Origin of the sequence: Aeromonas mytilicola subsp. aquatica, from assembly GCF_044336385.1 — a bacterium.
GTDB lineage: Bacteria > Pseudomonadota > Gammaproteobacteria > Enterobacterales > Aeromonadaceae > Aeromonas > Aeromonas rivipollensis.
On record NZ_CP172298.1, the window covers coordinates 4012843 to 4037301 of the forward strand.

A 24459-nucleotide genomic window follows, 5' to 3' on the forward strand; every position below is an offset into this window, starting at 1 on the left:
ACAAGACTGAATATCAATCGGGCAGCTTGGTCTTGTGGCCCGCGCGCAGCAAACCGCCCAGACCGTGCTCTTCCAGGTAGCGGGCAAACAGGCCACGGAGCACGTGGGGATTGTCATGCTTGAGGCCATCGGCCATCAGCGCCTTCAGCTCGCCGAGATCGGACTGACGCAGCACGTACTTGATGCGGGAGATGTTGTGGGTGTTCATGCTGAAACGGCGATAGCCCATGGCCAGCAGCAGCAGCACACCGACCGGATCCCCGGCCAGTTCGCCACAGACCGAGACCGGCTTCTGGTAGCGATGGGAGGCATCGACCAGCAGTTGCAGGGCGCGGATCACCGCGGGATGGAAGGCGTCATAGATGCTGGCGACCCGGGCGTTGTTGCGATCCACCGCCAGCAGATACTGGGTCAGGTCATTGCTGCCCACCGACCAGAAGTCGATGAGGGGGGCCATCTCCGGCAGGATGTAGAGGGCGGAGGGCACCTCTATCATCACCCCCAGGCTGGGGTAGCGGATCACCGCATCGCGGCTCGCCGCCTCTTCCGACACTTCACGCCAGGCCTGATCCAGCAGCCGGCGGGAAGCCTTGATTTCACTGACGCTGCTGATCATCGGCAGCATGATGGCCAGATTGTCCAGCCCTTCGCTGGCGCGCAGCATGGCCTTGAGCTGCACCAGGAACAACTCGGGGTGATCCAGGGTGAGCCGGATCCCCCTCCAGCCAAGGAAGGGATTTTCCTCCACTATGGGGAAATAGGGCAATTGCTTGTCCCCCCCCACGTCCAGGGTGCGCATGCAGACCGGGCGATCCCGATAAGTCTCCAGGATCCCGCGATAGCGCGCCGTCTGCTCCCATTCGGAGGGGAAGCTGTCCTGCAGCATGAAGGGGATCTCGGTACGATAGAGCCCGACCCCGTCCGCCAGATGATTGAGGGAGATCTCGGTGTCGGCGCTGAGGCCGGCGTTGAGCAGCAAGGAGACAGGAGTGCCGTCAGCCGTCTCCGAGGGTTGGTTGTCGACGCTGCGCACCAGGGTATCGAGCGCCCGCTCCTCGCTCAGCAGTTGCCGGTACTCGGTCAGGATCACCTGATTGGGTTCGATGAAGAGATCGCCGCTGTAACCATCGACGACCAGGGTGCGACCACCTATGTCACCCAGGGGCAGATCCACCCCCATGATGGCCGCCACCCCCATGGCGCGGGCCAGGATGGCGGCATGGGAGTTGGTCCCCCCCTTGAGCGAGACCACGCCGCTCAGGAACTCCCGCGGGATCTCGGCGAGTATGGTGGCGGTCACCTCGTCGGCGACCAGCACCACCGGCTCCCCTATGGTGAGCTGCTCGGGTTCGTCCTGCACCAGACGGCTGATGAGCCGCTGGGCTATGTCTTTCACATCGGTGGATCGCTCCCGCAGGTAGGGATCCTTCATCCCCTTGAACTGCTCGATCAGCCGATCGCTGATGATCTTGACCGCGGAGATGGCGGTCCAGTGCTCCTTGCCGACCTTGTTGCGGATGGGCTTGATGTAGCCTGGATCGTTCAGCAGGTGCAGATAGATGTCGAAGATGGCGACCGAATCCTGGCTGTAGCTCTCGCGAAAGCGCAGCGCCAGGCTCTCCAGATCGTGGCGCACCTCTTCCACCGCAAGCTCCAGTCGGGCCAGCTGCTTGCCGTGGTCCTCGTCCTTGCGCGGGGTGATGCTGTTGAGCGCCTTGCGCGGGCGCCACACCCAGGCCTTGGCGATGGCGATGCCACTGGCACCGGCGATGCCGCGCAGCGGCTTGCTCCAGTCGGTCTTCTGCAACCAGCCCTTGGCCTGGGCCTGGGCGATGCGCGCCGCCAGCTGCGCCGCCAGGGTGACCATGAAGGACTCTTCCCCTTCATCGAACAGCCGGCTCTCTTTCTGCTGCACCACCAGAATGCCCACCACCTGGCGCTGGTGCATGATGGGGGCGCCGAGGAAGGAGCGAAACGCCTCTTCCGCGACATCGGGCAGGAACTTGAAACTGGGGTGAGAAGGCGCATCGGCCAGGTTGATCAGCTCTTCCCGCTGACCCACCAGACCGACGATGCCCTGCTCGAACGGCAAGGTGGCCTTGCCCACCGCCGACTCGGCCAGGCCATCGGTGGCCGCCAGTCGATAGCGGCGCATGTCGGGCTCGGCGACATAAACGGAGCAGCAGTCCACCGTCATGGCGAGCCGGGTCTGGCTCACCAATGCCTGCAAGGCCTGTTCGAGGGTGTTGGCCTCGGCCATGCTCTCGACGATGCGTCTGAGTTCCGTCAGCAACTAATTGTGCTCCTTAGCGCGAGCGGTTGCGCCGCCCATCCTTTCGATTAACCTGCACCACCGGCACCGGCATGGCCAGCGGGGCAAACTCCTTCATCACCCGGCGGTAAACTTCCCGCTTGAAGGAGACGACCTGACGAACCGGGTACCAGAAGCTGACCCAACGCCAATCATCAAATTCCGGGTGACCATGACAGCCGAACTGGATCCTGGACTCTCTGCCAGGATCGAGCTGCAACAAAAACCATTTCTGCTTCTGGCCAATACAGACCGGTGAACTGTCCCAGCGAACGAGTCGTTTGGGTAAGCGATACTTCAGCCAGTTGCGACTGGTCGCCAGTATGGTCACATCCTCGGGCTTGAGGCCTATCTCCTCATACAGCTCACGATACATGGCCTGTTCCGGCGATTCACCATCATCAACTCCCCCCTGCGGAAACTGCCAGGAGTGCTGCCCATAGCGCTTAGCCCACAATACTTGCCCGTCACGGTTACAGATCACGATGCCGACATTGGGACGAAATCCGTCGCCATCTATCACGTGATCACCTTATAAAGGCTGAATCTATAAAGAGATTGTTCCACATTCACCCCGTGGCGGCAAACAGGGACTGTCATCTTCCACTCATGAATAACTTGGCATTTCAAGCAAAGTTATAAACAAACCGGAAGAACAAGCTCCGCAAGTTGCCCACCCAGACTGTGCATAAGCCTGTGATCAAGCGGGTATATACAGTAGTTTTATACTATGACTTCAAATCATGCCGTATCATACCCGATTCATATAAAAACAAAATATTCATTTAAATACATACAGTTAATATTTAAAGACTGGATCAAGATCCATGTCTTTTGCGCCCGAGGATCCTCGCCGTCAATTGTGAACAAGTTCGACTGTTCAAAGATCCACCAAGGCTAGTTTATCCACAAGGATGGCGCATTATCTGCACCGATATGGCGAGAAAAATCGGCGTGCTCTCACATTTATTTCTGATGCCGGGCCCTGTATCACCACTTTATGTCAGTTATCCAAGATTTCTGTGGATAACTATGTGCAACAGCCAGGCCAAACCCTTGGACAACTCGCAGCAACCGGGATCCTCCCGTTATCCAGGCTGGAGAAAAAAGTCAAATTCCTTTAAAATCATTGCCATAGATTAAAATTCACAATCCTGCCCCCCCTGTGTATAGCCGGGCAAGGATCGGTTACAAAAACAGCGATCCTCTGTCAGGATCACACTTGTCCACCCCTTCTCGCCAACAGGAGCCCCTCATGCCCGACAACCCACAGTCAGAGCAGGAATTGCTGGCGCGCGCCTACGCCATGGCGGGCTTCACTCTGGCTCAGCTCGCCGCGACGGCCGGCATCCCGGTGCCACGGGATCTCCGGCGGGACAAGGGCTGGATCGGCCAGTTGATCGAGTGGCAGCTGGGCGCCAGCGCGGGTAGCCGACCGGAGCAGGACTTCCCCGATCTCGGCATAGAGCTCAAGACGATCCCGATCGATCCTCAGGGCAAACCGCTGGAAACCACCTTCGTCTGCGTCGCGCCCCTCATCGGGATCAGTGGCCAGCGCTGGGAGGAGTCCAATGTGCGCAACAAGCTGTCGCGGGTACTCTGGATCCCGGTGGAGGGCAGCCGCACCATCCCCGTCGGTGAGCGCCGGGTCGGCATGCCGTTGCTGTGGAGCCCGAACGAAGAAGAAGACAGGTTACTGCGTCAGGATTGGGAGGAGCTGATGGACATGATAGTGCTGGGGGAGGTGGAGCAGATCAGTGCCCGCCACGGCCAGGTCATGCAACTGCGCCCCAAGGCGGCCAACAGCAAGGCACTGACCCGCGCCATCGGCCGCAATGGCCAGCCAATCCAGACACTGCCAAGGGGCTTTTACCTCAAGATTGACTTCACTCACCAGCTGCTTCGGCGTCATTTCGCCCTGCCTGCCTGACGATTGCTATCAACATCCTTGTCATAAAGTGATATAAAAATGAACAGCGCTGCTTTCTTCGCAGTCAGTGACAAGGAGTCGATATGCCGATCAACAAGCAATTTCTCAAGTCCCGCCCCGAGGTCAAGGTGACCTTCGCAGTGGAAAAGGAGGCCGCAGGCGAGGCCGAACAGGTCTTGCTTCTGGGGGAGTTTAGCCAGTGGCAACCCATTGAATTGAAAAGAATGAAGAGCGGGGAGTTCAAGGCGACCCTCAACCTTCCCACCGATGGCCCCAGCCATTTCGAGTATTGCTACCAGCTGGTGCAGCCGGACGGGGAGACCCGTTATGACAACGACTGGGAAGCGGACGACTACGTGCCTGGCCCCTTCGGGCGCGACAACTCTGTGGTGCGGGTCAGTCAGTAGACGACGACCAGAACACTAACACCTCTGACCGATACCCGAATTACAGACACAAAAAAGGCTCGCCATTGGCGAGCCTTTTCACTACCTGTCGAGCTTTTCGCCGACATACCGACACCAATTCGAATCGAATTAGTTGAGCTTCTCTTTGATACGAGCAGCTTTGCCGGACAGGTTGCGCAGGTAGTACAGCTTGGCGCGGCGAACATCACCACGACGCTTCAGTTCTACACTGTGGATCAGCGGAGAGTGAGTCTGGAATACACGCTCAACACCTTCGCCGTTGGAGATCTTGCGAACGGTGAAAGCAGAGTGCAGACCGCGGTTACGCTTGGCAATGACGATGCCTTCGAAAGCCTGCAGACGCTCTTTACCACCTTCTTTAACACGAACTTGAACACGTACGGTGTCGCCCTGGGCAAAAGCCGGGATGTCGGTACGCAGTTGCTCTTGTTCAAGCTGCTGAATAATCTTGCTCATTGTCTTTCCTTACCTAGGATAAACTGAAAACTCTACTTAACGCTGTCACGCACTTCGCGGACATACTCGGCAAGAAGTGATTCTTGCTCGTCAGTCAGAGCTAGGTTGTTAATAAGTTCCGGCCTTCTCTGCCAGGTTCGTCCGAGCGACTGCTTGAGACGCCAGCGCCGAATCACTTCGTGATTGCCGCTTGTCAGCGCCTCGGGCACCGCCAATCCATCCAACAACTCCGGCCGAGTGTAGTGGGGATGATCCAGCAGGCCATCCGTGAAGGAGTCCTGCTCGGCACTGGCCTGATCACCCAAGACCCCGGGGACCAGACGCGAAACCGCATCGATCAGGGTCATGGCAGGCAACTCGCCACCACTTAACACGTAATCCCCGATAGACCACTCTTCGTCGACTTCGGTTTGTATCACGCGTTCATCGATACCTTCGTATCGACCGGCGACCAGAATCAGTGTCTGATTCGTCGCCAACTCGGTTACGCCCGCTTGAGTCAGCTTGCGCCCCTGAGGAGAGAGATAGATGACTTTCGCCCCGTCTCCCGCCGCTTGCTTGGCTGCATGAATCGCATCACGCAGCGGCTGAACCATCATCAGCATCCCAGGCCCACCACCATAAGGACGATCATCGACCGTACGGTGCTTGTCGTGGGTGAAATCCCGAGGGTTCCAGCACTCAATCTGCAGCAGGCCACTCTTGACGGCCCGACCCGTTACCCCGTGCTCGGTAATGGCTCGGAACATTTCCGGGAAGAGGCTGATCACCCCAATCCACATAAGAAACCTCCGGCACCCGTGTTAGCGCGGGAAACTAGAAACCAGGATCCCAATCAACTTCGATTGTTCGAGCAGTCAGATCAATATTCTTGATCACCTGCTCTTCCAGGAACGGGATCAGCCGCTCCTTTGCACCAAAGGCATCTTTTACATTGGCCTCAACCACCAACACATCGTTGGAGCCGGTTTCCATCAATTCGGTCACCTTGCCCAGGTCGTATCCCTTGGTGGTCATCACGGAGCAACCAATCAGGTCACGCCAGTAGAATTCACCTTCAGGCAACGCAGGCAACAGATCGGCGGCTACGCCAATCTCGACATTGGTCAATGCCAGGGCATCCTCGCGAACATCGATACCATCGAGTTTGCAGATCAGACCCTTGTTGTGACGCTTCCAGGCCGAAACCTGAATCTCACGCCACACCCCGTTCTGATTGATCAGCCAGGGGTTGTAATCGAAAATCGCTTCGGCAACATCGGTGAAGGAGTTCACTTTAAGCCAGCCCTTGATGCCGTAGACGGTACCCAGGGTGCCCAGAACTATAGGTTTTTCCACCTTAACTCCTTACCGTTTGGCTGATTAAGCAGCTTTTTTAGCGTCTTTGATCAGCTTGGCAACGCGGTCAGAAACAGCGGCACCAGTAGCAACCCAATGCTCGATACGAGCCAGGTCCAGGTTCAGCTTTTCAGCGTTACCAGCAGCAACCGGGTTGAAGAAACCAACGCGCTCGATGAAGCGACCGTCACGGGCGCAACGGCTGTCAGAAACTACTACCTGGTAGAACGGACGCTTTTTCGCGCCACCACGTTGTAAACGAATGGTTACCATATCGTCCTCATGAACATCTAATGAACAAGGCCTGCAAATACGCAGACCCTAGCTTAAAATAAGCCGCGTAATTCTACTTGGATTCGTAATAATTGCAACCAAGCCTGCTATTTTTTGCGCAGGAGCTGGCATGAAAAAGGCTCACCGAGGTGAGCCTTTTTGCCTGACAAGCAGGAAAATCAGAACGGACCGCGTCCGCCACCACCGAATCCGGGCGGCAGCATGTTCTTCATCTGGCCCATCATCTTGCGCATGCCGCCCTTGCCGGACATCTTCTTCATCATGCGCTGCATCTCGGTGAACTGCTTGAGCAGCTTGTTCACGTCCTGCACCTGCATGCCGGAACCCGCAGCGATGCGGCGCTTGCGGGAGCCCTTGATGAGATCGGGATGAGCACGCTCCTTGGGCGTCATGGAGCTGATGATGGCCTCCATCCGCACTGTGATCTTGTCATCCATCTGATCTTTCACATTATCCGGCAGACCGGACATGCCGGGCAGCTTGTCGAGCATGCCCATCATGCCGCCCATGTTGCGCATCTGGGCCAGCTGCTCGCGGAAATCTTCCAGATCGAAGCCCTTGCCGCTCTTGACCTTGCTGGCCAGCTTGGCGGCTTTCTCCTTGTCGACTGTGCGTTCCACTTCCTCGATAAGCGACAGCACATCGCCCATGCCGAGGATACGGGACGCGAGTCGGTCCGGGTGGAAGGGCTCAAGGGCGTCGGTCTTCTCGCCCATACCGATGAACTTGACCGGCTTGCCGGTGATGTGGCGCACCGACAGGGCGGCACCGCCGCGGGCGTCGCCGTCCGCCTTGGTGAGGATGACGCCGGTGAGCGGCAGCGCTTCGTTGAATGCCTTGGCGGTATTGGCGGCATCCTGACCTGTCATGGCATCCACCACGAACAGGGTCTCGACCGGCTTGATGGTGGCGTGAAGATCCTGGATCTCCGCCATCATCTCGGTGTCCACGTGCAGACGACCGGCGGTATCGACGATCACCACGTCATAGAACTTCTTGCGCGCCTGATCGATGGCGGCGGTGGCGATCGCCACCGGCTTCTGGGTCACATCGCTCGGGAAGAAATCGACAGAGATGTCGTTGGCCAGAGTCTCGAGCTGCTTGATCGCCGCGGGGCGATAGACGTCGGCACTGACGACCAGCACCTTCTTCTTGTGGCGCTCTTTGAGCAGCTTGGCGAGCTTGCCCACAGTAGTGGTCTTACCGGCCCCCTGCAGACCCGCCATCAGTATGATGGCCGGCGGCTGAGCGGCCAGATTGAGCTGCTCGTTCGCCTCCCCCATGACGGAGACCAGCTCGCCATGCACTATCTTGATGAAGGCCTGGCCCGGGCTCAGGGACTTGGCCACTTCCTGGCCGACGGCACGCTCTTTCACGCGGGCAACGAAGTCACGCACCACCGGCAGGGCCACGTCCGCCTCGAGCAGCGCCATGCGCACTTCACGCAAGGTATCCTTGATGTTCTCTTCGGTCAGCCGGCCACGGCCACTGACATTGCGCAGGGTGCGCGAGAGTCGTTCAGTCAAATTCTCAAACATGACGCATTCCGATTCTTGGCGTAACTAGTGGGGCATTATACCCCAGTCAGCACTGTGAGGACGATTACTCACCGCTTGCGGCGGTGACCCGCCATCGAATGAGCGGGTGTAACAAATGGAGGGCATTATACCCCAGTCAACGCCGGAGGACGATTATTCGCCGCACGGGGCCGTCAGTTGCTACTTATATATGGGCAGTTAGCCCCTGGCACAACTGGCGAGCATATCTTGTGCAAGGTATACTGCCCCTCTTATCCATAAAAGCTTGTTCGACAACGACCTGGTTATGATCGTGATCTCTGTTCTGGCCCTGGCGTTTTACCTGCTGGCCATCATCGCCTCTCTGCACCTGCTGCTCAGCGCCAAGCCCGTCGGGCAGGTGTCGCTGTTTGCCTGTGTCGGCCTGGCCCTGACCGCCCATGGTGTGGCGGTGGGAAGCGAGGTGCTGGCCACCCATTCCGGCCAGAATCTCAGCATGTTGAACGTCGCCTCCCTAGTCAGCCTCATCATCAGCTGCTTCATGACCTGCGTCACCCGCCGTTTCAACGGCTGGATCTTGCTGCCCGTGGTCTACAGCTTCTCGGCCTTGCTGCTCGCCGCCAGCGCCCTCATACCGGGTCGCTACATCACTCATCTGGAAGCTCATCCCCAACTGCTGCTGCACATAGGGCTCGCCTTGATGGCCTATTCGGTGCTGATGATCGCCTGCCTCTTTGCGCTCCAGCTTGCCTGTCTGGATCGGCAGCTAAAGTCCAGAAAGATCAGCCATCTGCCAGCCATGCCGCCCCTGATGACGGTAGAGAAGCGGCTGTTCCAGCTCATCTCCGCAGGCCTCTTGCTGCTGACGCTCTCCATCGCCTCGGGTCTGTTCTTCCTGGAAGACATGTTCGCCCAGGGCAAATCCCACAAGGCCATCCTCTCGATCCTGGCCTGGTGCGTCTATGCCTTGCTGCTGTGGGGTCACCACACCCGAGGCTGGCGTGGTCGCAAGGTCATCATGCTGAGCCTCATCGGCAGCGTCATCCTGACCCTGGCCTACTTTGGCAGCCGCTTCGTCAAGGAAGTCTTGCTGAGCTGACGGTTCAGCCACCCCAAAACCATCCCAACAGGAGCCCTTCTTGGACAGTATCTCAACGAGCACATTACTGATTGTTCTCGTTATTTTGATTGTTTTGTCAGCCTTCTTCTCCAGTTCTGAAACCGGTCTGATGTCCCTCAACCGCTACAAGTTGCGGCATCTGGCCCAAACCAAGCACAAGGCGGCCCGTCGGGTCGAAAAGCTGCTGGCCCGACCGGACCGCCTGCTTGGCCTCATCCTGATCGGCAACAACCTGGTCAACATCCTGGCCTCCGCCATCGCCACCATTGTCTGCATCCGGCTGTTCGGGGACATCGGCGTCGCCGTTGCTACCTTCGGCCTCACCCTGGTGGTGCTGGTATTCGGGGAAGTCACTCCCAAGACACTGGCGGCCATGTTTCCCGAACGCATCGCCTACCCCGCCTCCTGGGTCCTCAAGGGGCTGATGGTACCCTTCGCCCCCCTGGTCTGGCTCATCAACAGCATCACCAACCTCTTGCTCAAGCTGCTGCGGCTGGAACATCGCAAGGATGACTCCCTCAACACCGAAGAGCTGCGCACCATAGTCAACGAGGCGGGCAGCCTCATCCCCCAGCGCCATCAGGAGATGCTGATCAGCATTCTGGATCTGGACAAGATGACGGTGGAGAACATCATGGTGCCACGCAGCGAGATCTCTGCCATCGACATCAATGACGACTGGAAGAGCATATTGCGCCAGCTGGCTCACTGCGCCCATACCAAGATCCTGCTCTATCGCGACAATATCGACGACGTTGTCGGATTTTTACACTCTCGTGACGCCCTCAGGCTGGTCGCCAGAGACCAGTTCAGCAAGTCCAGCCTGCTGCGGGAAGTCGATCCCATCTACTTCATTCCACAGGGCACGCCCCTCAACGTGCAACTGGCCAAGTTCCAGCGCAACAAGGAGAGGATCGGGCTGATTGTCGACGAGTATGGCGATATTCAGGGGCTGATCACCCTGGATGACATCCTGGAAGAGATAGTGGGCGACTTCACCACCTCCATGGCCCCGGCGCCAAGCGACGAGATCCACCCCCAGCCGGACGGCTCCTTCCTGGTGGAAGGCTCCGCCAGCATCCGCGAGCTGAACAAGGAGATGCACTGGCACCTGCCCATTGACGGCCCGCGTACCCTCAACGGGGTGATCCTGGAGTACCTGGAGGAGATCCCCCAGCCCAACATCAGCGTCAGGCTGGCGGGTTATCCCATCGAGATCATCGAAGTCGAGAACAACATGGTGAAGATGGCGAGGATCATGCCACATCTCTACCGTAACGAGTCGGGTTACGAGGATTGAAAAAAGGCTGCCGATGGCAGCCTTTTTCGTCTCACTCGTTCTCGTCATCCGGCTCCAGCACCAGGGTCGGGATCAACTCGCCGAACACCTGCTGCAGCTCGTCGCGGTTGGCCAGCAGGTCTTGCAGCGTATAGCCGTCCATCACCGCGAGGAAGGCGTTCATCGCCTCCTTCAAGGCACTCTTGAGCAGACAGACAGAGACGATGTGGCACACCGGCGAGTTGCAGTCGATGCCGTCCAGGTTGCCTTCCAGCGCCCGGATCACCTGGCCTATGTTCACGCTCTCAGGGGAACAGGCCATGCGGATCCCGCCATTCTTGCCACGCTGGGACTGCAGATAACCCAGCTTCACCAGCTGGTTCACCACCTTCACCATGTGATTGCGAGAGACGTCATACAAGGCAGACACCTTGGCCACGCTCGACAATTCCCCCTCCGGCAAGGTGGCCAGATAGAGCAGGGCTCTCAATCCAAAATCGGTATAGCTTGTTAGTCTCATAGTGCCTGTGGCGCATAGCGCAAAGAATTGATGATTGATCCAGATCAATTAAACATTTAGGATGCAACTTATTAAGTGACATTCCAGATGTTCAATTAGAAAGGACCTCCTATGTTAGACCAAGCCACCATCGCCGTCATCAAGAGCACCATTCCTTTGCTCGAATCGGCGGGGCCTGCCCTCACCCAGCACTTCTACCAGCGCATGTTCAACCACAACCCCGAATTGAAGGATGTGTTCAACCTGGCCCATCAGCGCAGTGGCGGTCAGCCCCTGGCTCTGTTCAGTGCCGTGGCGGCCTACGCCAGGAATATCGACAACCTGGGGGCCCTGGCCGGAGCCGTGGAACGCATCGCCCACAAGCACACGGGTTTCCTGATCCAGCCGGAACAATATCACATTGTGGGTAGTCATCTCTTGGCCACGCTCAAAGAAATGGGTGGCAGTGCGGTGACGGACGAGGTGCTGGAAGCCTGGGGCAAGGCCTATGGCGTGCTGGCCGACATCTTCATAGGTCGGGAGGGCCAGCTCTACCGGGAGAAGGCGAGCGAGCTCGGTGGCTGGCAAGGGGCCCGCCCCTTCCTCATCAAGGAGAAGCGCCAGGAGAGCGAGCTTGTCACCTCCTTCATGCTGGTGCCCGTCGACAGCAAGCCCGTGCTGCGCTTCAAGCCGGGGCAATATATCAGCATCAGGCTCAATCACCCGTCGCTGGCGCATCAGGAGATCCGTCAATACTCCCTCTCCGATGCCCCCAATGGCCGCGACTACCGCATCAGCGTCAAGCGCGAACCTCAGGGCCAGGCCTCCAACCTGCTGCATGACAAGCTTCATGTCGGTGACGAGGTGGCGCTGATGCCGCCGGCGGGGGACTTTTTCCTGCAAACCGAGACGACCACCCCGGTGGTGCTGCTCTCCGCCGGTGTGGGCCTGACCCCCATGCTGGGCATGCTCAACCAGTTGCTGGCCGAACAAGCGGGAACTGAAATCCGCTGGTTCCATGCCTGCGAGCATGGCGCCCAGCACGCCTTCAAGGAAGAGATCCAGGCCAAGAGCCGCCAGCACGCCAGCCTGCAGAGCCGGGCCTGGTACAGGGTGCCTGCCGAGCAGGACGTGCAGGGGAAGGACTACGACTTCAGCGGCACCATGGCGCTGGAACAGGTCACGGACCTCATCCCGGCCAACGCCCACTACTACTTCTGCGGTCCCCTGGGCTTCATGAAAGCTGTGAAAGATCAGCTGAGCTGTTTGGGCGTGCCTGCCGACCGGATGCACTACGAGGTATTCGGCCCCCATCAGGATCTCTGATCCCGCCGCCTGCCCGGAGAAATGCACAAGGCCCACGAACGCAGGTTCGTGGGCCTTGTTGTATCCAGTGACCTGGTTTGCCGGGCCTAGTGCATCGCCTTGGCGCGGGCGATGGCATTGGCGGGCATGCGATTGCCGAGCCGGCTCAGCAGGCTAGCGGCTTTCTGGTGGGTCGCCTTGTCGCCGATGACGGCGCCGTGCAGCCAATGATAGGCCTCTTCGTAATCCAGCGGACTGCCCATGCCCTGCAGCAGCATCTCGACCCACTCTATCTGGGCCCGCTGGAAACCAAGACTGGCGGCCTCCCGCATCAGGGTCTCGGCCCGCACCAGATCCTTCTGGACCAGGATGCCTTTCCAGTAATAGCGCCCCAGCTGCTCCAGTGCCGGGGCCAGGCCCTGATTGGCCGCCTCCCACATGTATTGCACGCCGACCTGGGCGTCCGGCTTGATGCAGACGCCCCAGGCCAGCATGTCCCCCCACAGGAACTGATAGGCCGGGATCTTCATCACAGAGGCGCGCGCCTCTATGTCCTGGGTCAGCTGGCACCTGTCCTGCTTCACCCGGGTCAGATGACGTCCCTGCTCTATCCAGTTGAGCAGCTCGTCCTGCCGATAGAGCGGTACCGCCTGCAGCTCTGTGGTGACCAGAGAGCCAGGGTTCACCGCCTTGGGCAGCGGTGCAGCCGCCGGGGCTGATGTCACGGGGGCAGGTGCGGCAACGGTCGACAGCACAGGGGCCGGATCACCAGCAGGCACCGCGGCTGACGGTACAGCTACGGTGGCCGGTAGGGCAGCTGACGCATCCGGCGCTGGTGCGGTCGATGGCAAGGCCGCCGAGGGCACCGGGAAGGAGGCGGTCGCCACCGACTGGGTTGGCGTGGCCGCGGATACCGGCTCGGCCCCCTGCAAGGGGAGGCTGCACAGACCGACGAGGCCGATGAGGGTAGTGGGTTTCATCATAGGGATCTCCTGCTGCCCTCTTTATCGGCAGCCGGGTCCATCTCCTTAGCCCGCCATGCCAAACCTCGGAAATGACAAAGGGGAGCCTAGGCTCCCCTTATGATCGACGCTGCGGCTTATTTGACGAAGTCGACACCCAGCTGGATATCGGCCTTCAGGGTAGCCAGCATGCTGTCCATGGACTCTTGCTCGAAGGCGCCCAGCTTGCCGTAGTCCAGCACGCTCTCGACACCGTTCTTGCCCAGCAGTACCGGCTGCGCGAAGAAGGTGGCGTGCTCGCCATTGCCTTCCACATAGGCGCACTCGATGACGTTGGCTTCGCCCTGCAGACCCTTGATGAGCGACAGGCCGAAGCGGCAGGCTGCCTGACCCATGGAGAGAGTAGCAGAACCGCCACCGGCCTTGGCTTCCACCACTTCGGTACCGGCATTCTGGATGCGCTTGGTCATGGCAGCCGCTTCTTCTGCGGTGAAGCTGGCCCCTTCGATCTGGGACAGCAGCGGCAGAATGGTCACGCCACTGTGGCCACCGATCACGTTGACGCGGATCTTGTCGATGTTCAGGCCCTTGGCCTCGGCCACGAAGGTCTCGCCACGGATGACGTCCAGGGTGGTCACGCCGAACAGGCGACGCTTGTCATAGACACCGGCCTTCTTCAACACTTCGGCGGCGATGGCGACCGTGGTGTTGACCGGGTTGGTGATGATGCCGATCAGTGCCTTGGGGCAGGAGACGGCACACTTCTCCACCAGGTTCTTGACGATACCGGCGTTGATGTTGAACAGATCGGAACGATCCATGCCGGGCTTGCGCGCCACGCCGGCAGAGATCAGCACGACATCGGCGCCGACCAGAGCAGGGCTCGGATCTTCACCGCAGAAACCTTTTACTTTCACGTCAGTCGGGATATGGCTCAGGTCCGCCGCCACGCCCGGAGTGACCGGGGCAATATCATACAGGCTCAATTCGGAACCGGCAGGCAGGCGATTTTTCAACAGCAGAGCAAGGGCTTGGCCGATGCCACCGGCGGCACCCAGAACGGCAACTTTCATGATCAACTCCATGTCTAAGCGTAGGTTTAAGGTTGTTTCTAGTTGGGTTAACGCTGTTTCTTATTGTGCGCCTCACCTTAAAGGATCCCCTGCTAAAAAACAATCTGATAACAGTTGTAATCACAGGTTCTGTGAGCCAGGGAACAAGCGGCGACGAAAGCGGAGAGGAATATGCGATAAATGGGAGGAAAGACACAGATTTCCTGTGTCTCCCTCACCATTAAGAGGTAAATACGACTGCTTCAGGACTGGAATGCCAGTGCTCGCTTCTCGCACCAGCGGAAACCAATTGTTAACAATCCATTCATGGTCAGGTAGAGACCCCCGGCCACGGTGAACACCGCCAGGGTGTCATAGGTCTGGGCGTTGAGACGCTGGGCCAGCCCCATGATGTCCATGATGGTGATGGTGCTGGCGAGGGAGCTGCCCTTGAGCACCAGGATCACCTCGTTGGAGTAGGCGGGCACCAACCGACGGGCGGCGTGACGCGCCTTCATCCACAGGGTCTGGCCGGCCGAGAAACCGAGCGCCCGGCAGGCTTCCACCTCGCCGGCGGGGATGGCATCGAGCGCCCCCTTGAACAGCCGGGTGGAATAAGCCGCGGTATTGAAGCCCAGCGCCAGCACGGCGCAGAACCAGGGCTGCTTGAGCAGCGGCCAGAGCGGCCCTGCCTTGAGCCATTCAAACTGACCCGGCCCGTAGTAGATGAGGAAGATCTGGATGAGCAGAGGCGTGCCGGTGAAGATCAGCACCCACAGCTGCACCAGCTGGGTCGCCACCGGAATGCGGCGCTCCAGCACCCAGGTCATGCCAGCCGCCAGCAGCACGCCGAGCAGCAGGCTGAGCGCGGTGAGCTGCAGGGTGATGGCCAGCCCCCCCAGCAGGGTCATCAGGTAATCCTGCATGATCAGCCTCCGTAACGGCGGGTATAGTTGGCAGCCTGCTTGAGGCCGAACTCGCTCACCAGGCTGATGGCCAAGTAGATAAGGGCCGCAGCGGCATACCAGGTGAAGGGTTCATAGGTGCTGGCCGAAGCCATCTGTGCCTGGCGCATCATCTCGTTCACCCCGATGAGGGAGACCAGGGCAGTGTCTTTCAGCAACACCAGCCACTGGTTGCCGAGGCCCGGCAGGGCGTGGCGCCAAGCCTGGGGCAGCACGATGCGAAAGAAGATGTGGCTCTTGCCAAGGCCCAGCGCCAGCGCCGCCAGCCGCTGCCCGGCGGGCACCGCATTGAGCGCCGCCCGCAGGGTCTGGGTGGCATAGCTGGCGAACAGCAGGGAGAGCGCCAGCACGCCGCAGGCGAAGGGGCTGAACTCCACGTACTCGCCGGTGATGAGGAACAACACCTGGGTCGAGCCGAAGTAGATGAACAGCACCACCAGCAGCTCGGGCAAACCACGAATGAGCGTGGTCAGTGTGGCCACAGGCCACACCAGCCAACTGCGCTTGCTGAGCTCGGCGGCGCTGAACGCCAGCGCAAGCGCCATGCCCCCGACCAGTGATGCCAAGGCCAGCCCCAGGGTCATCCAGGCTGCATCCAACAACAGGCTCAGCATGGCTTACTGCGCGAAGTACTTGTCATAGATCTTCTGATAGGTGCCGTTGGCCTTGATCTCGGCCAGCCCCTTGTTCAGCTGAGTCAGCAGCTCCTGGTTGCCCTTGGCCACAGCGATGCCAAAGCCGGTACCGAAGTACTTGGCGTCGGTCACCGGCGTGCCGATGACAGCGTACTCCTTGTGCTGCTTGAGCCAGTCGGCGGCGACGGCGGTGTCGGCAAACACACCATCGGTACGGCCGTTCATCATGTCGAGGAAGGCGCTCTGGTAGCTGGCGTAGGGCACGGTCAGCAGACCCTTGCTCACCCAGTTGTCCACCAGGTAGGACTGGTGAGAGGTGCCGTTCTGCACGCCGACCGTCTTGTCCGCCAGCTCTTCAGGCCCCTTGAAGGCACCCTTCTTGGCCACGAATACCGCCGAGTTCTCGTAATAGATGTCGGAGAAGTCGACCTGGGCGGCCCGCTCCGGGGTCACGTCCATGGCGGCGATGACGGCGTCATAGCGACGGAACTTGAGGCTGGGGATCAGGCTGTCGAAGGCCTGGTTGTGGAAGCTGCACTCCAGCTTGGCCTGCTCGCAGACGGCGCGAGCCAGATCGATGTCAAAGCCCTGGAATTCGTTCTTGTCATCCAGGTATTCGAACGGCGCATAGGTGGCCTCGGTGGCGAACTTGATCTCCTTGGCCAGCACCGAGGTGCTCAGCAGACCCATGGCAGCAACCAGCAACAGACTCTTTTTCATGACAGCTTCCTTATCGATTCAGTATCAATGCATCAAGAATTCGGCAAACCGGCTGGTTTGCGGAGATTGGAAGATGGCGGCGGTGCCGGATTCGATGATCCGCCCCTTCTCCAGATAAATCACCTGACTGGCCACCTTGCGGGCGAACTCCACCTCGTGGGTCACCACCACCTGGGTGATGCCGGTCTGGCTCAGGGTGCGGATGATCTCCGCCACCTCTTTGGTTATTTCAGGATCGAGCGCCGCGGTCGGTTCATCAAACAGCAGCACCTGGGGATCCATCATCAGGGTACGGGCTATGGCCACCCGCTGCTGCTGACCGCCGGAGAGGCGCGCAGGCCAGGCATCCCGTTTGTCGGCCAGCTGCAACTGGGCCAACAGGTAGGCGCCCTTCTCGATGGCGGCCTCGCGGCTCATGCCCAGCACCTTGACGGGGGCTTCAATCAGGTTCTCCATCACGGTGAGGTGGGGCCACAGATTGTACTGCTGGAACACCATGCCCACCTTGCGGCGCAAGGCCTGGGCCTGACGGTTGAATTCCGCGGCAGAGAGGCTGGACGGGAAAGAAAATTCACTGTCAGCAATGCGCAGCACACCCGCATCCGGGGTGTCCAGCAGGTTCATCATCCGCAGCAGCGAACTCTTGCCCGCACCGCTCGGGCCCAGCAATACCAAGGTCTCGCCGGGTGCGGTCCGGAAGCTGACCTGTTGCAGTACCGGCACCTTGTGCCAGGATTTTTCGATGCCGATTAATTCGATACCCATACAGCCCAATTGAATAAGTTTTCAAAATTTCGTCCTGATTCTAGCGCCAGCATAAGTTGATGCAAGCTATATTTGAATCAATATGCAGAACAAGCGCCGCTTCCTTGCCAAAACAGGCATATGAATGCAAAATAGCAGCGCTGTTCGTATCTGCCGCCTGAGCGTGACAGGCGGTCACCTCCCTCATTCGTGAGTCCAAGATGAAACATAACGACAAGCAAGAAAAACTGGCCAAGGCCTTTAAAGCCTTGCTGAAAGAGGAGCGATTTGGCTCCCAGGCAGAGATAGTCACTGCCCTGCAAGAGATGGGCTTTGAGAACATCAACCAGTCCAAGGTCTCGCGCATGCTGAGCCGCTTCGGCGCCGTTCGCACCCGCAATGCCAAGATGGAGATGGTCTACTGCCTGCCGGTGGAACTGGGTGTGCCCACCACCTCCAGCCCGCTCAAGAACCTGGTACTGGATGTCGACCACAACGGTGCCCTGGTAGTGATCCACACCAGCCCGGGTGCGGCCCAGCTCATCGCCCGCCTGCTCGACTCTCTCGGCAAGGCCGAAGGTATCCTCGGCACCATAGCCGGTGATGACACCATCTTCATCACCCCGACCAGCGACACCGACATCGAAGAGCTCTACCTCTCCGCCCTCGAGCTGTTCGAACAGACCCCCTGATCGGGTCGCGCTCGCGCCACCCGAACGAAAAATCCCGGCCAAGGCCGGGATTTTTGTTTCTGCACGATCGGCAAGTCGTTACTTACCCTGGGCGACCAGAAAATCGATGGAGGGGGCGAAGAAGGCGGCCCCTGTCACCGCCCTGGTGAAGCGCAGCAGGTGATCGAAGTGGCTGCCCTCCCCCTTGTACATGCTGGCCAGCATGGCGTTGAAGTGCTGCGGGGTGCGGCAGCAGGAGATGAAGTAGAGCCCCTGCTCGCGCATGGTGCCCCAGGGCATGCTCTGGCGCAGTATCTCCATGGACTCTCCCTTCGGGGTCTTGAGGTTGACCCGCTTGATGTGGGAGGTCAGCGGCTTGTCGGCCGACTCGTACTCGATGTTGTCTGCCTTGGTACGGCCAATGATGTCTTCCTGCTCCTTCAGGGCCAGCTTCTCCCAGTCGCTCATGGCATGCACCCAGCGCTGGACATGAACATAGGATCCGCCGGCAAACTCGCCCCCCTCCAGCAGCGCCACCTCGGCCCTGTGCTCATCCTGGGGGTTCTCGGTGCCATCGACGAAACCGGTCAGGTCGCGGCAATCCAGATTGCGGAAACCACGCACCTCTTCGGCCAGCTCCACCAGGCCGGCCAGCAGCGCCATCACCCGCTGCCCGGCGTGATGGAGCACGTCGACCCGATCCGCGCGCAACTGCACGAAGAGATCGAACGGGGTATTCGGGGCCTCCTGGCCGTTGGCAGACTGCGCCATGAAGCCACGGAACTGGGGCGGACGGGCGGCAGGGTAGATGGCATCCCAGCCCTCGGCGCCGACGGCGACCAGACCGCTGAAACCGGCGTCGGGGAAATCGGCACTCACCGCATCCCACAGAACCGGCAGCTTGGCCAGACGGGCCGCCAGCTCGGCACCGTCACCGGTGCGATTGAACATCAGATAGAGGGCATGCAGATTCGGCTCTGCGCAGATCCCGGCTTGGGCTTTCATTTCTCTCTCCAAAGACATTGGCTATGGGCGTGGCGCGATTATAAACCGGAACCGGGTCAATTCCTTGATTTCACATCACTATCAGGGCATCTGTTCGAACAGCACCAGGGCATGGGGGGCCACGGTCACCCGCGCCCGCGCCCCTTCGAGAGGCTCCCCTATGCTGGCCTCCAGCACCTGACCGGCGCACTCCACCAGCACCCGGCAGTGATGGCCGAGGAACTGCTGCTCCCGCACCAGCAAGTCGCCGTCAGTGGCGGCCGTCAACACCAGCTGCTGGGGTCTTAGCATCAGCTGCAGCCGCTCTCCCGGGGCGCGACCGTGCGCTTCATGGCCACAGATGACCCCGAGCGCTGTCTGCACGCAGTGGCTGTCCACCACCTCGGCCGCCAGATAGTTGACCCCGCCGAGAAACTCCGCCACGAAGCGGTTCTCGGGGCGGCGATAGAGCTGCTCCGGCTGGCCCACCTGCTCGATATGACCGGCCCGGAACAGCGCCAGCCGATCGGCGAAGGCGAACGCCTCCTCCTTGCTGTGGCTGACGAAGATGGCGCCGATTCCCTGACGCTTGAGCAGGGCGCGGATCTCGAGGATCAGCTTCATCCTCACCTGGGTGTCGATGTTGGAGAAGGGCTCGTCCAGCAGCATCAACTTGGGCTTGCAGACCAAAGCGCGAGCGATGGCAACCCGCTGCTGCTGGCCACCGGAGAGCTGATGGGGATAGCGATCCCCCAGCCCCTGCAGGTTGACCAGGGTCAGCGCCTCGTCGATCTGCTGCTGGCGGCTGTCGCGAGGCACCCGGGTCAGCCCGAAGCCGATGTTCTCGGCCACCGTCAGATGGGGGAAGAGGGCGTAATCCTGAAAGATCATGCCGATGTGGCGACGCTCAGGCGAGACCGTCACGCCGGGCCCATCCAGCAGGGTATCCCCCAGACGAATGCTGCCCTCCGCCAACGGCAGCAGGCCGGCGACCGCCTTGAGCAGCGTGGTCTTGCCACAGCCACTCGCACCCAGCAGGCAGACGATCTCGTTGTCGGCCACCGTCAGGGAGAGCTGTTCCAGCACGTTCTGGCCGTTGTAACGGCAGCTTACCTTCTCTACTTGCAAGCAAGACACGACTCGGTTCCTCTCGTGTTAAATTCAGCGCAGCCACTCGCTACCAAGCTCAGGCAGACGATCTCGTTGTCGGCCACCGTCAGGGAGAGCTGCTCCAGCACGTTCTGACCGTTGTAACGGCAGCTTACCTTCTCTACTTGCAAGCAAGACAAGACAGACTTCCTCTCGTTTCTGGCGGTGCGCTGCCTTTCGGTCAAGCACACCGCATGCAATTTCATTGGCCGACGTGGCGACTCAATGCCCCGGGCTGTCCAGGCTGCGGTTGACCCAGATAAGCGGCACCAGCCCCACCAGCACTATGACGATGGCGCCGAGTGCCCCCCGCTCCAGCATCTCGTCCGAGACGAACTGGTAGACGTGGGTGGCCAGGGTCTCGAAGTTGAACGGCCGCAGCAGCAAAGCCGCGGGCAGCTCCTTCATGGATTCGATGAACACCAGCATGGCACCGGCAAAGAGGCCGCGTCGCACCAGGGGCAGATGCACCCGGCGCAGCATGCCCCCCGTCCCCTGCCCCAGGGAGCGGGCCGCCATGTCGAGGCTAGGGGAGACCTTGCCCATACTGCTCTCCACCGAGCCGATGGCGATGGCCACGAAGCGCACCAGGTAGCCAAATACGATGGCGGTGAGGGTGCCGGTCAGCAGCAGGCCGGGCCCCTGCATCCCGAGCCACTCGGCCAGATCGTTGAGACCAAAATCCAGCGCCGTCAGCGGCACCAGCACCCCGATGGCCAGCACTGTGCCCGGCATGGCATAGCCGGTGGCGGCGATGCGCAGGGGCAGCAGGCTGCGGGTGCCGCCATCGAGGCGGCGGAAGAAGCCGAGCAACAGGGCTATGGCCATGGCGAGCAGGGCAGTCAGTGCCGAGATGAGCAGACTGTTGCCAGCGAAACGCACGAATTCCGGCGTCCACGACAACTCGAAGTAGCGCACCCCGTAGTCCAGCAGTATGACGAACGGCAGGCCGAAACCGGCCAGCACCAGCCCCCAGCACCAGAGCCCGGCCAGCAGACGGCTGGCCCCCTTGAGGGGGTAGCGCAGGGGCTGCTCATGGCCCATCGATTTCTGGAACACCTGCTGGCGCTGGCGGGAGCGGCGCTCCAGGGCGATGAGCAGCACCACAGCCAGCAACATCAGGCAGGAGAGCCGTGCGGCTGTGGCCAGGCTGCCATAGCCGAGCCAGGTGTCGTAAATGGCCGTCGTCAGGGTGTTGATGGCAAAGAAGTGGACGGTGGCGAAGTCCGCCAGTGTCTCCATCGCCACCAGCGACGCCCCCACCATGATGGCAGGACGGGCCAGGGGCAGGCTGAGGCGACGAAAGCTCTGCCAGGGGGTGCAACCGAGCAATCGGCTGGAGTGGATCAGGCTGACCGACTGCTCCAGGAAGGAGGCGCGCGCCAGCAGATAGACATAGGGGAAGAGCACCAGCGCCAGCACCCAGGCGGCACCGCCGAGGGAGCGGATGGCCGGGAACCAGTAATCGGCCGGGCTTTGCCAGTCAAACAGGGATCTCAGCCCCGCCTGCAGCGGGCCCGAGTAGTCAAGCAGGTCGGTATAGACGTAAGCCACTATGTAGGAGGGCATGGCCATGGGCAGCATCAGCGCCCACTGCAGGACGCGGCGCCCCGGCACCTGGCACATGGCGACCAGCCAGGCGGTGGGCACCCCGAACAGCAGGCTGAGCAGCACTACCCCCAGCACCAGCCCTGAGGTGTTGCCAAGGTAATCGAGCAGTACCGTATCGGCGAGGTGGCGAAACAGGTCTCCGTCTGCCGAGAAGGCAGAGAAGATGAGGGCAAGCACCGGTAAACCCAGCAGCAGGGCGGTGGCCCAGCTGCCGGCAATCCATCCAAAATTTTTCATGAGACCACAGCGATTGATGGGGCCTTAGGCCCCATCTGATTACAAGTCGAATTTCACTTCATCCAGCAGCTGCAAGGCGTCCTTGCGGTGCTTGGCATAGTCGCTGACCGGCATGGGGTCAGACTTGAAACTACCCCAGGACTTGACCATGGCGGAAGGCTCGACCCCGGCCTTGACCGGATACTCGGCATTCACGTCCGCATACATATGCTGGGCGGTATCGCCAGAGAGGAACTCCATCAGCTTCTGGGCGGCTTCCTTGTTCTTGGCGTACTTGGTCATGGCCACGCCGCTCACGTTGACGTGGGCACCGCGATCAGCCTGGTTCGGGAAGTTGATGTAAACCGCCTCGGCCCAGGATTTCTGCGCCGGATCTTTCAGCATGGCGCCCAGGTAGTAGCTGTTGCCGAGGGAGACATCACAGATACCGTCCTTGATCGCCTTGACCTGATCCCGGTCGTTGCCTTGCGGCTTGCGCGCCAGGTTGGCCTTGACCCCTTCCAGCCAGGTCTTGGTGTCCGCCATGCCGTGATGGGCAATCATGGACGAAACCAGCGCCACATTGTACTCGTGCTTGCCGCTGCGGGTACAAATTTTTCCTTTAAATTCAGGCTTGACCAGATCTTCGTAGCGGATGGTGTCGAGCTTGCCGAGCCGATCCTTGCTGGAGTAGATGGCGCGCACCCGGGTGGTCAGGGCGAACCACTTGTTGTCCGGATCGCGATAGATGGAGGGGATGTTCTCCTGCAGCGTCTTGCTGTCCACCGGCTGCACCAGATCCTTGTCCACCAGATCGGTCAGACGGCTGATGTCGACGGTCAGCATCAGATCCGCCGGGGAGAGCTTGCCTTCGCGCTCCAGGCGCTCGTTCAGCCCCTCTTTGGCAAACACCACATTGACCTTGATCCCGGTCTCTTTCTCGAACTGCTGGATGATGGGCTTGATCAGCTCATCCTGCCGATTGGAGTAGACATTCACTTCAGCGGCGGCAAAGGCCGACTGGGCGATCAGCGAGGAGAACACCAGCGCCAACATCTTCATTTTCATCATCCATTCCTTGTCTGTGCATAAAGTGATAACTATTTTCGTTTGCATTCTGCATGAATCGGGATGAGAGGATCAAGGCGGTTTGCAGAGGTAAGGCCACATATTTAATCGTCGCCAAAACAAAAAGACCGGATGGAATCCCACCCAGTCTCTCCATGACCACGCATTCTCTTTTGCTATCGGCCCGGCAGGGCCTGAGCGCTCAACCCGGTCGGCTCAGTGGCCGGGGCCCTGGCGCAGCATCACAGCGCCTCGTCGTCGCTCTCGCCGGTACGGATGCGCACTGCCTGCAGCAGGTCATAGACGAAAATCTTGCCGTCCCCTATCTTGCCGGTATAAGCCGCCTTGCAGATGGCCTCGATCACCCCTTCCACGTTCTCGTCGGCGGTGGCGATCTCCAGCTTTACCTTCGGCAGGAAGTCGACCTGGTACTCGGCCCCCCGGTATAATTCGGTGTGCCCCTTCTGGCGACCGAAACCCTTGACCTCGGACACGGTCAGGCCCTCGACGCCCAGGTTGGCGATGGCCTCGCGCACGTCGTCCAACTTGAAAGGTTTGATAATCGCAGTAATCAGCTTCATCTGGTTGCTCCCAATCCATGGTATGTCACGAATGGGTCATCAATTCTTGTGCCAAGTATTTTTATTGTTTATTTTCATAAAGATAGCCATTAACCCTTGAGCCGTTTCGGCCCAGGATCACCAAGGAAGCGCATCTCGCCCCATAATGAGGCACCAAGCTGCACCAGACTCCCTTGATGCACCAAATGAGAGCATCACCCCATGTTAGTCATCTCCAACAGCGTGATCATTCCCTGGCATGAGCTGCAGTTTCAGACCATGCGCGCCCAGGGTGCCGGGGGCCAGCACGTCAACAAGACGGACTCCGCCATCTGGCTGCGCTTCGATTACCGCGACTCCCCCAGCCTGCCGGATCTCTACAAGGAGGGGCTGGAGAAGCTGAGCGACAGCCGGGTCCACGATGGCTTCATCCAGATCAGGGTCGAGACCCACCGCAGCCAGGACATGAACCGCAAGGAGGCCATGAGCCGCCTGACCGAGCTGCTGAAAAAGGCCGCCTGGCGCCCCAAGGCCCGCCATGCCACCAAGCCGACCCGAAGCTCCCAGCGCAAGCGGGTCGACGCCAAGAAGCGCAAGGGCGAGATCAAGTCGGCCCGTGGCAAGCCCGGGATGGAGTGAGCCGTT

The 24459-nt window shown here is 60.0% G+C and carries 26 protein-coding genes; 7 read left to right on the top strand and 19 right to left on the bottom strand.

Annotation, left to right across the window (positions count from 1 at the left end; translation table 11 throughout):
- Positions 1-13: 13 nt before the first annotated feature.
- Together ptsP and rppH are read right to left on the bottom strand one after the other, a co-directional pair.
- On the bottom strand, positions 14-2293 hold the full coding sequence (gene ptsP, locus ACFWHB_RS18335; RefSeq protein WP_106884996.1) for a phosphoenolpyruvate--protein phosphotransferase: 2280 nt from the start codon (positions 2291-2293) through the stop codon (positions 14-16).
- Between the two features lie 13 nt (positions 2294-2306).
- On the bottom strand, positions 2307-2834 hold the full coding sequence (gene rppH / locus ACFWHB_RS18340) for an RNA pyrophosphohydrolase (protein ID WP_106884997.1): 528 nt from the start codon (positions 2832-2834) through the stop codon (positions 2307-2309).
- A gap of 732 nt (positions 2835-3566) precedes the next feature.
- Between rppH and mutH the strand changes: the two genes are divergently transcribed.
- Together mutH and ACFWHB_RS18350 are read left to right on the top strand one after the other, a co-directional pair.
- The gene (gene mutH / locus ACFWHB_RS18345) at positions 3567-4241 is read left to right on the top strand and encodes a DNA mismatch repair endonuclease MutH (RefSeq protein WP_005332349.1); all 675 of its coding nucleotides are present in this window, start codon (positions 3567-3569) and stop codon (positions 4239-4241) included.
- Positions 4242-4324: 83 nt separating this feature from the next.
- A complete protein-coding gene (locus ACFWHB_RS18350) occupies positions 4325-4648 on the top strand; it encodes an isoamylase early set domain-containing protein (protein WP_005332348.1) in 324 nt (107 codons plus the stop codon).
- 129 nt (positions 4649-4777) lie between these two features.
- Here ACFWHB_RS18350 and rplS read toward each other — a convergent pair whose 3' ends face one another.
- From rplS to ffh, 5 genes are all read right to left on the bottom strand, one after another.
- Positions 4778-5125 (bottom strand): 50S ribosomal protein L19, encoded by a 348-nt coding sequence (rplS, locus tag ACFWHB_RS18355; protein WP_005313505.1) that lies wholly within the window; start codon positions 5123-5125, stop codon positions 4778-4780.
- A gap of 32 nt (positions 5126-5157) precedes the next feature.
- The gene (gene trmD / locus ACFWHB_RS18360) at positions 5158-5907 is read right to left on the bottom strand and encodes a tRNA (guanosine(37)-N1)-methyltransferase TrmD (RefSeq protein ID WP_041206410.1); all 750 of its coding nucleotides are present in this window, start codon (positions 5905-5907) and stop codon (positions 5158-5160) included.
- Positions 5908-5941: 34 nt separating this feature from the next.
- A complete protein-coding gene (gene rimM, locus ACFWHB_RS18365) occupies positions 5942-6463 on the bottom strand; it encodes a ribosome maturation factor RimM (protein WP_005332346.1) in 522 nt (173 codons plus the stop codon).
- Positions 6464-6487: 24 nt separating this feature from the next.
- On the bottom strand, positions 6488-6736 hold the full coding sequence (rpsP, locus tag ACFWHB_RS18370; RefSeq protein WP_025325696.1) for a 30S ribosomal protein S16: 249 nt from the start codon (positions 6734-6736) through the stop codon (positions 6488-6490).
- Between the two features lie 179 nt (positions 6737-6915).
- The gene (gene ffh, locus ACFWHB_RS18375; RefSeq protein WP_139436841.1) at positions 6916-8295 is read right to left on the bottom strand and encodes a signal recognition particle protein; all 1380 of its coding nucleotides are present in this window, start codon (positions 8293-8295) and stop codon (positions 6916-6918) included.
- A 286-nt stretch (positions 8296-8581) separates the two neighbouring features.
- Here ffh and ACFWHB_RS18380 point away from each other — a divergent pair, with 286 nt between their 5' ends.
- A complete protein-coding gene (locus ACFWHB_RS18380) occupies positions 8582-9373 on the top strand; it encodes a cytochrome C assembly family protein (protein WP_041204421.1) in 792 nt (263 codons plus the stop codon).
- Between the two features lie 40 nt (positions 9374-9413).
- Positions 9414-10694, top strand: coding sequence for an HlyC/CorC family transporter (locus tag ACFWHB_RS18385; RefSeq protein WP_106884999.1), 1281 nt, complete (start codon positions 9414-9416; stop codon positions 10692-10694).
- 31 nt (positions 10695-10725) lie between these two features.
- On the opposite strand, the gene ACFWHB_RS18390 is transcribed toward ACFWHB_RS18385, so the two are convergent.
- Positions 10726-11193 (bottom strand): Rrf2 family transcriptional regulator, encoded by a 468-nt coding sequence (locus tag ACFWHB_RS18390; RefSeq protein WP_106885000.1) that lies wholly within the window; start codon positions 11191-11193, stop codon positions 10726-10728.
- Positions 11194-11304: 111 nt separating this feature from the next.
- On the opposite strand from ACFWHB_RS18390, the gene hmpA reads away from it, so the two are divergent.
- Complete coding sequence (gene hmpA / locus ACFWHB_RS18395) at positions 11305-12498, top strand: NO-inducible flavohemoprotein (RefSeq protein WP_395949009.1); 1194 nt, start codon at positions 11305-11307, stop codon at positions 12496-12498.
- A gap of 86 nt (positions 12499-12584) precedes the next feature.
- Here the strand turns inward: hmpA and ACFWHB_RS18400 are convergent, their stop codons facing one another.
- The 6 genes from ACFWHB_RS18400 to ACFWHB_RS18425 form a co-directional block, all read right to left on the bottom strand.
- A complete protein-coding gene (locus ACFWHB_RS18400) occupies positions 12585-13175 on the bottom strand; it encodes a tetratricopeptide repeat protein (protein WP_395950222.1) in 591 nt (196 codons plus the stop codon).
- Positions 13176-13576: 401 nt separating this feature from the next.
- A complete protein-coding gene (gene mdh, locus ACFWHB_RS18405) occupies positions 13577-14512 on the bottom strand; it encodes a malate dehydrogenase (protein WP_395949010.1) in 936 nt (311 codons plus the stop codon).
- Positions 14513-14754: 242 nt separating this feature from the next.
- Complete coding sequence (gene artM, locus ACFWHB_RS18410) at positions 14755-15417, bottom strand: arginine ABC transporter permease ArtM (protein WP_139743708.1); 663 nt, start codon at positions 15415-15417, stop codon at positions 14755-14757.
- Between the two features lie 2 nt (positions 15418-15419).
- Positions 15420-16070 (bottom strand): arginine ABC transporter permease ArtQ, encoded by a 651-nt coding sequence (gene artQ, locus ACFWHB_RS18415; RefSeq protein WP_171275409.1) that lies wholly within the window; start codon positions 16068-16070, stop codon positions 15420-15422.
- Positions 16071-16073: 3 nt separating this feature from the next.
- Positions 16074-16811: a transporter substrate-binding domain-containing protein gene (locus tag ACFWHB_RS18420; protein WP_395949011.1), complete on the bottom strand. Its 738-nt coding sequence runs from the start codon at positions 16809-16811 to the stop codon at positions 16074-16076.
- A gap of 24 nt (positions 16812-16835) precedes the next feature.
- A complete protein-coding gene (locus tag ACFWHB_RS18425; RefSeq protein ID WP_163135598.1) occupies positions 16836-17576 on the bottom strand; it encodes an ATP-binding cassette domain-containing protein in 741 nt (246 codons plus the stop codon).
- A 200-nt stretch (positions 17577-17776) separates the two neighbouring features.
- Here ACFWHB_RS18425 and argR point away from each other — a divergent pair, with 200 nt between their 5' ends.
- Positions 17777-18247 (top strand): transcriptional regulator ArgR, encoded by a 471-nt coding sequence (gene argR, locus ACFWHB_RS18430; RefSeq protein WP_005308670.1) that lies wholly within the window; start codon positions 17777-17779, stop codon positions 18245-18247.
- 78 nt (positions 18248-18325) lie between these two features.
- Here the strand turns inward: argR and ACFWHB_RS18435 are convergent, their stop codons facing one another.
- From ACFWHB_RS18435 to glnK, 5 genes are all read right to left on the bottom strand, one after another.
- A complete protein-coding gene (locus ACFWHB_RS18435) occupies positions 18326-19231 on the bottom strand; it encodes a Dyp-type peroxidase (protein ID WP_139743706.1) in 906 nt (301 codons plus the stop codon).
- A gap of 81 nt (positions 19232-19312) precedes the next feature.
- Positions 19313-20347 (bottom strand): ABC transporter ATP-binding protein, encoded by a 1035-nt coding sequence (locus ACFWHB_RS18440; protein WP_395949012.1) that lies wholly within the window; start codon positions 20345-20347, stop codon positions 19313-19315.
- A 234-nt stretch (positions 20348-20581) separates the two neighbouring features.
- Positions 20582-22207 carry an ABC transporter permease gene (locus ACFWHB_RS18445; protein ID WP_395949013.1) on the bottom strand — a complete coding sequence of 542 codons (1626 nt, stop codon included), beginning with the start codon at positions 22205-22207 and terminating at the stop codon, positions 20582-20584.
- Between the two features lie 39 nt (positions 22208-22246).
- The gene (locus ACFWHB_RS18450; protein ID WP_234568975.1) at positions 22247-23254 is read right to left on the bottom strand and encodes a Fe(3+) ABC transporter substrate-binding protein; all 1008 of its coding nucleotides are present in this window, start codon (positions 23252-23254) and stop codon (positions 22247-22249) included.
- 242 nt (positions 23255-23496) lie between these two features.
- Positions 23497-23835: a P-II family nitrogen regulator gene (glnK, locus tag ACFWHB_RS18455; RefSeq protein WP_005332325.1), complete on the bottom strand. Its 339-nt coding sequence runs from the start codon at positions 23833-23835 to the stop codon at positions 23497-23499.
- Between the two features lie 201 nt (positions 23836-24036).
- On the opposite strand from glnK, the gene arfB reads away from it, so the two are divergent.
- On the top strand, positions 24037-24453 hold the full coding sequence (arfB, locus tag ACFWHB_RS18460) for an alternative ribosome rescue aminoacyl-tRNA hydrolase ArfB (protein WP_368169209.1): 417 nt from the start codon (positions 24037-24039) through the stop codon (positions 24451-24453).
- The last annotated feature ends 6 nt before the right edge of the window (positions 24454-24459 follow it).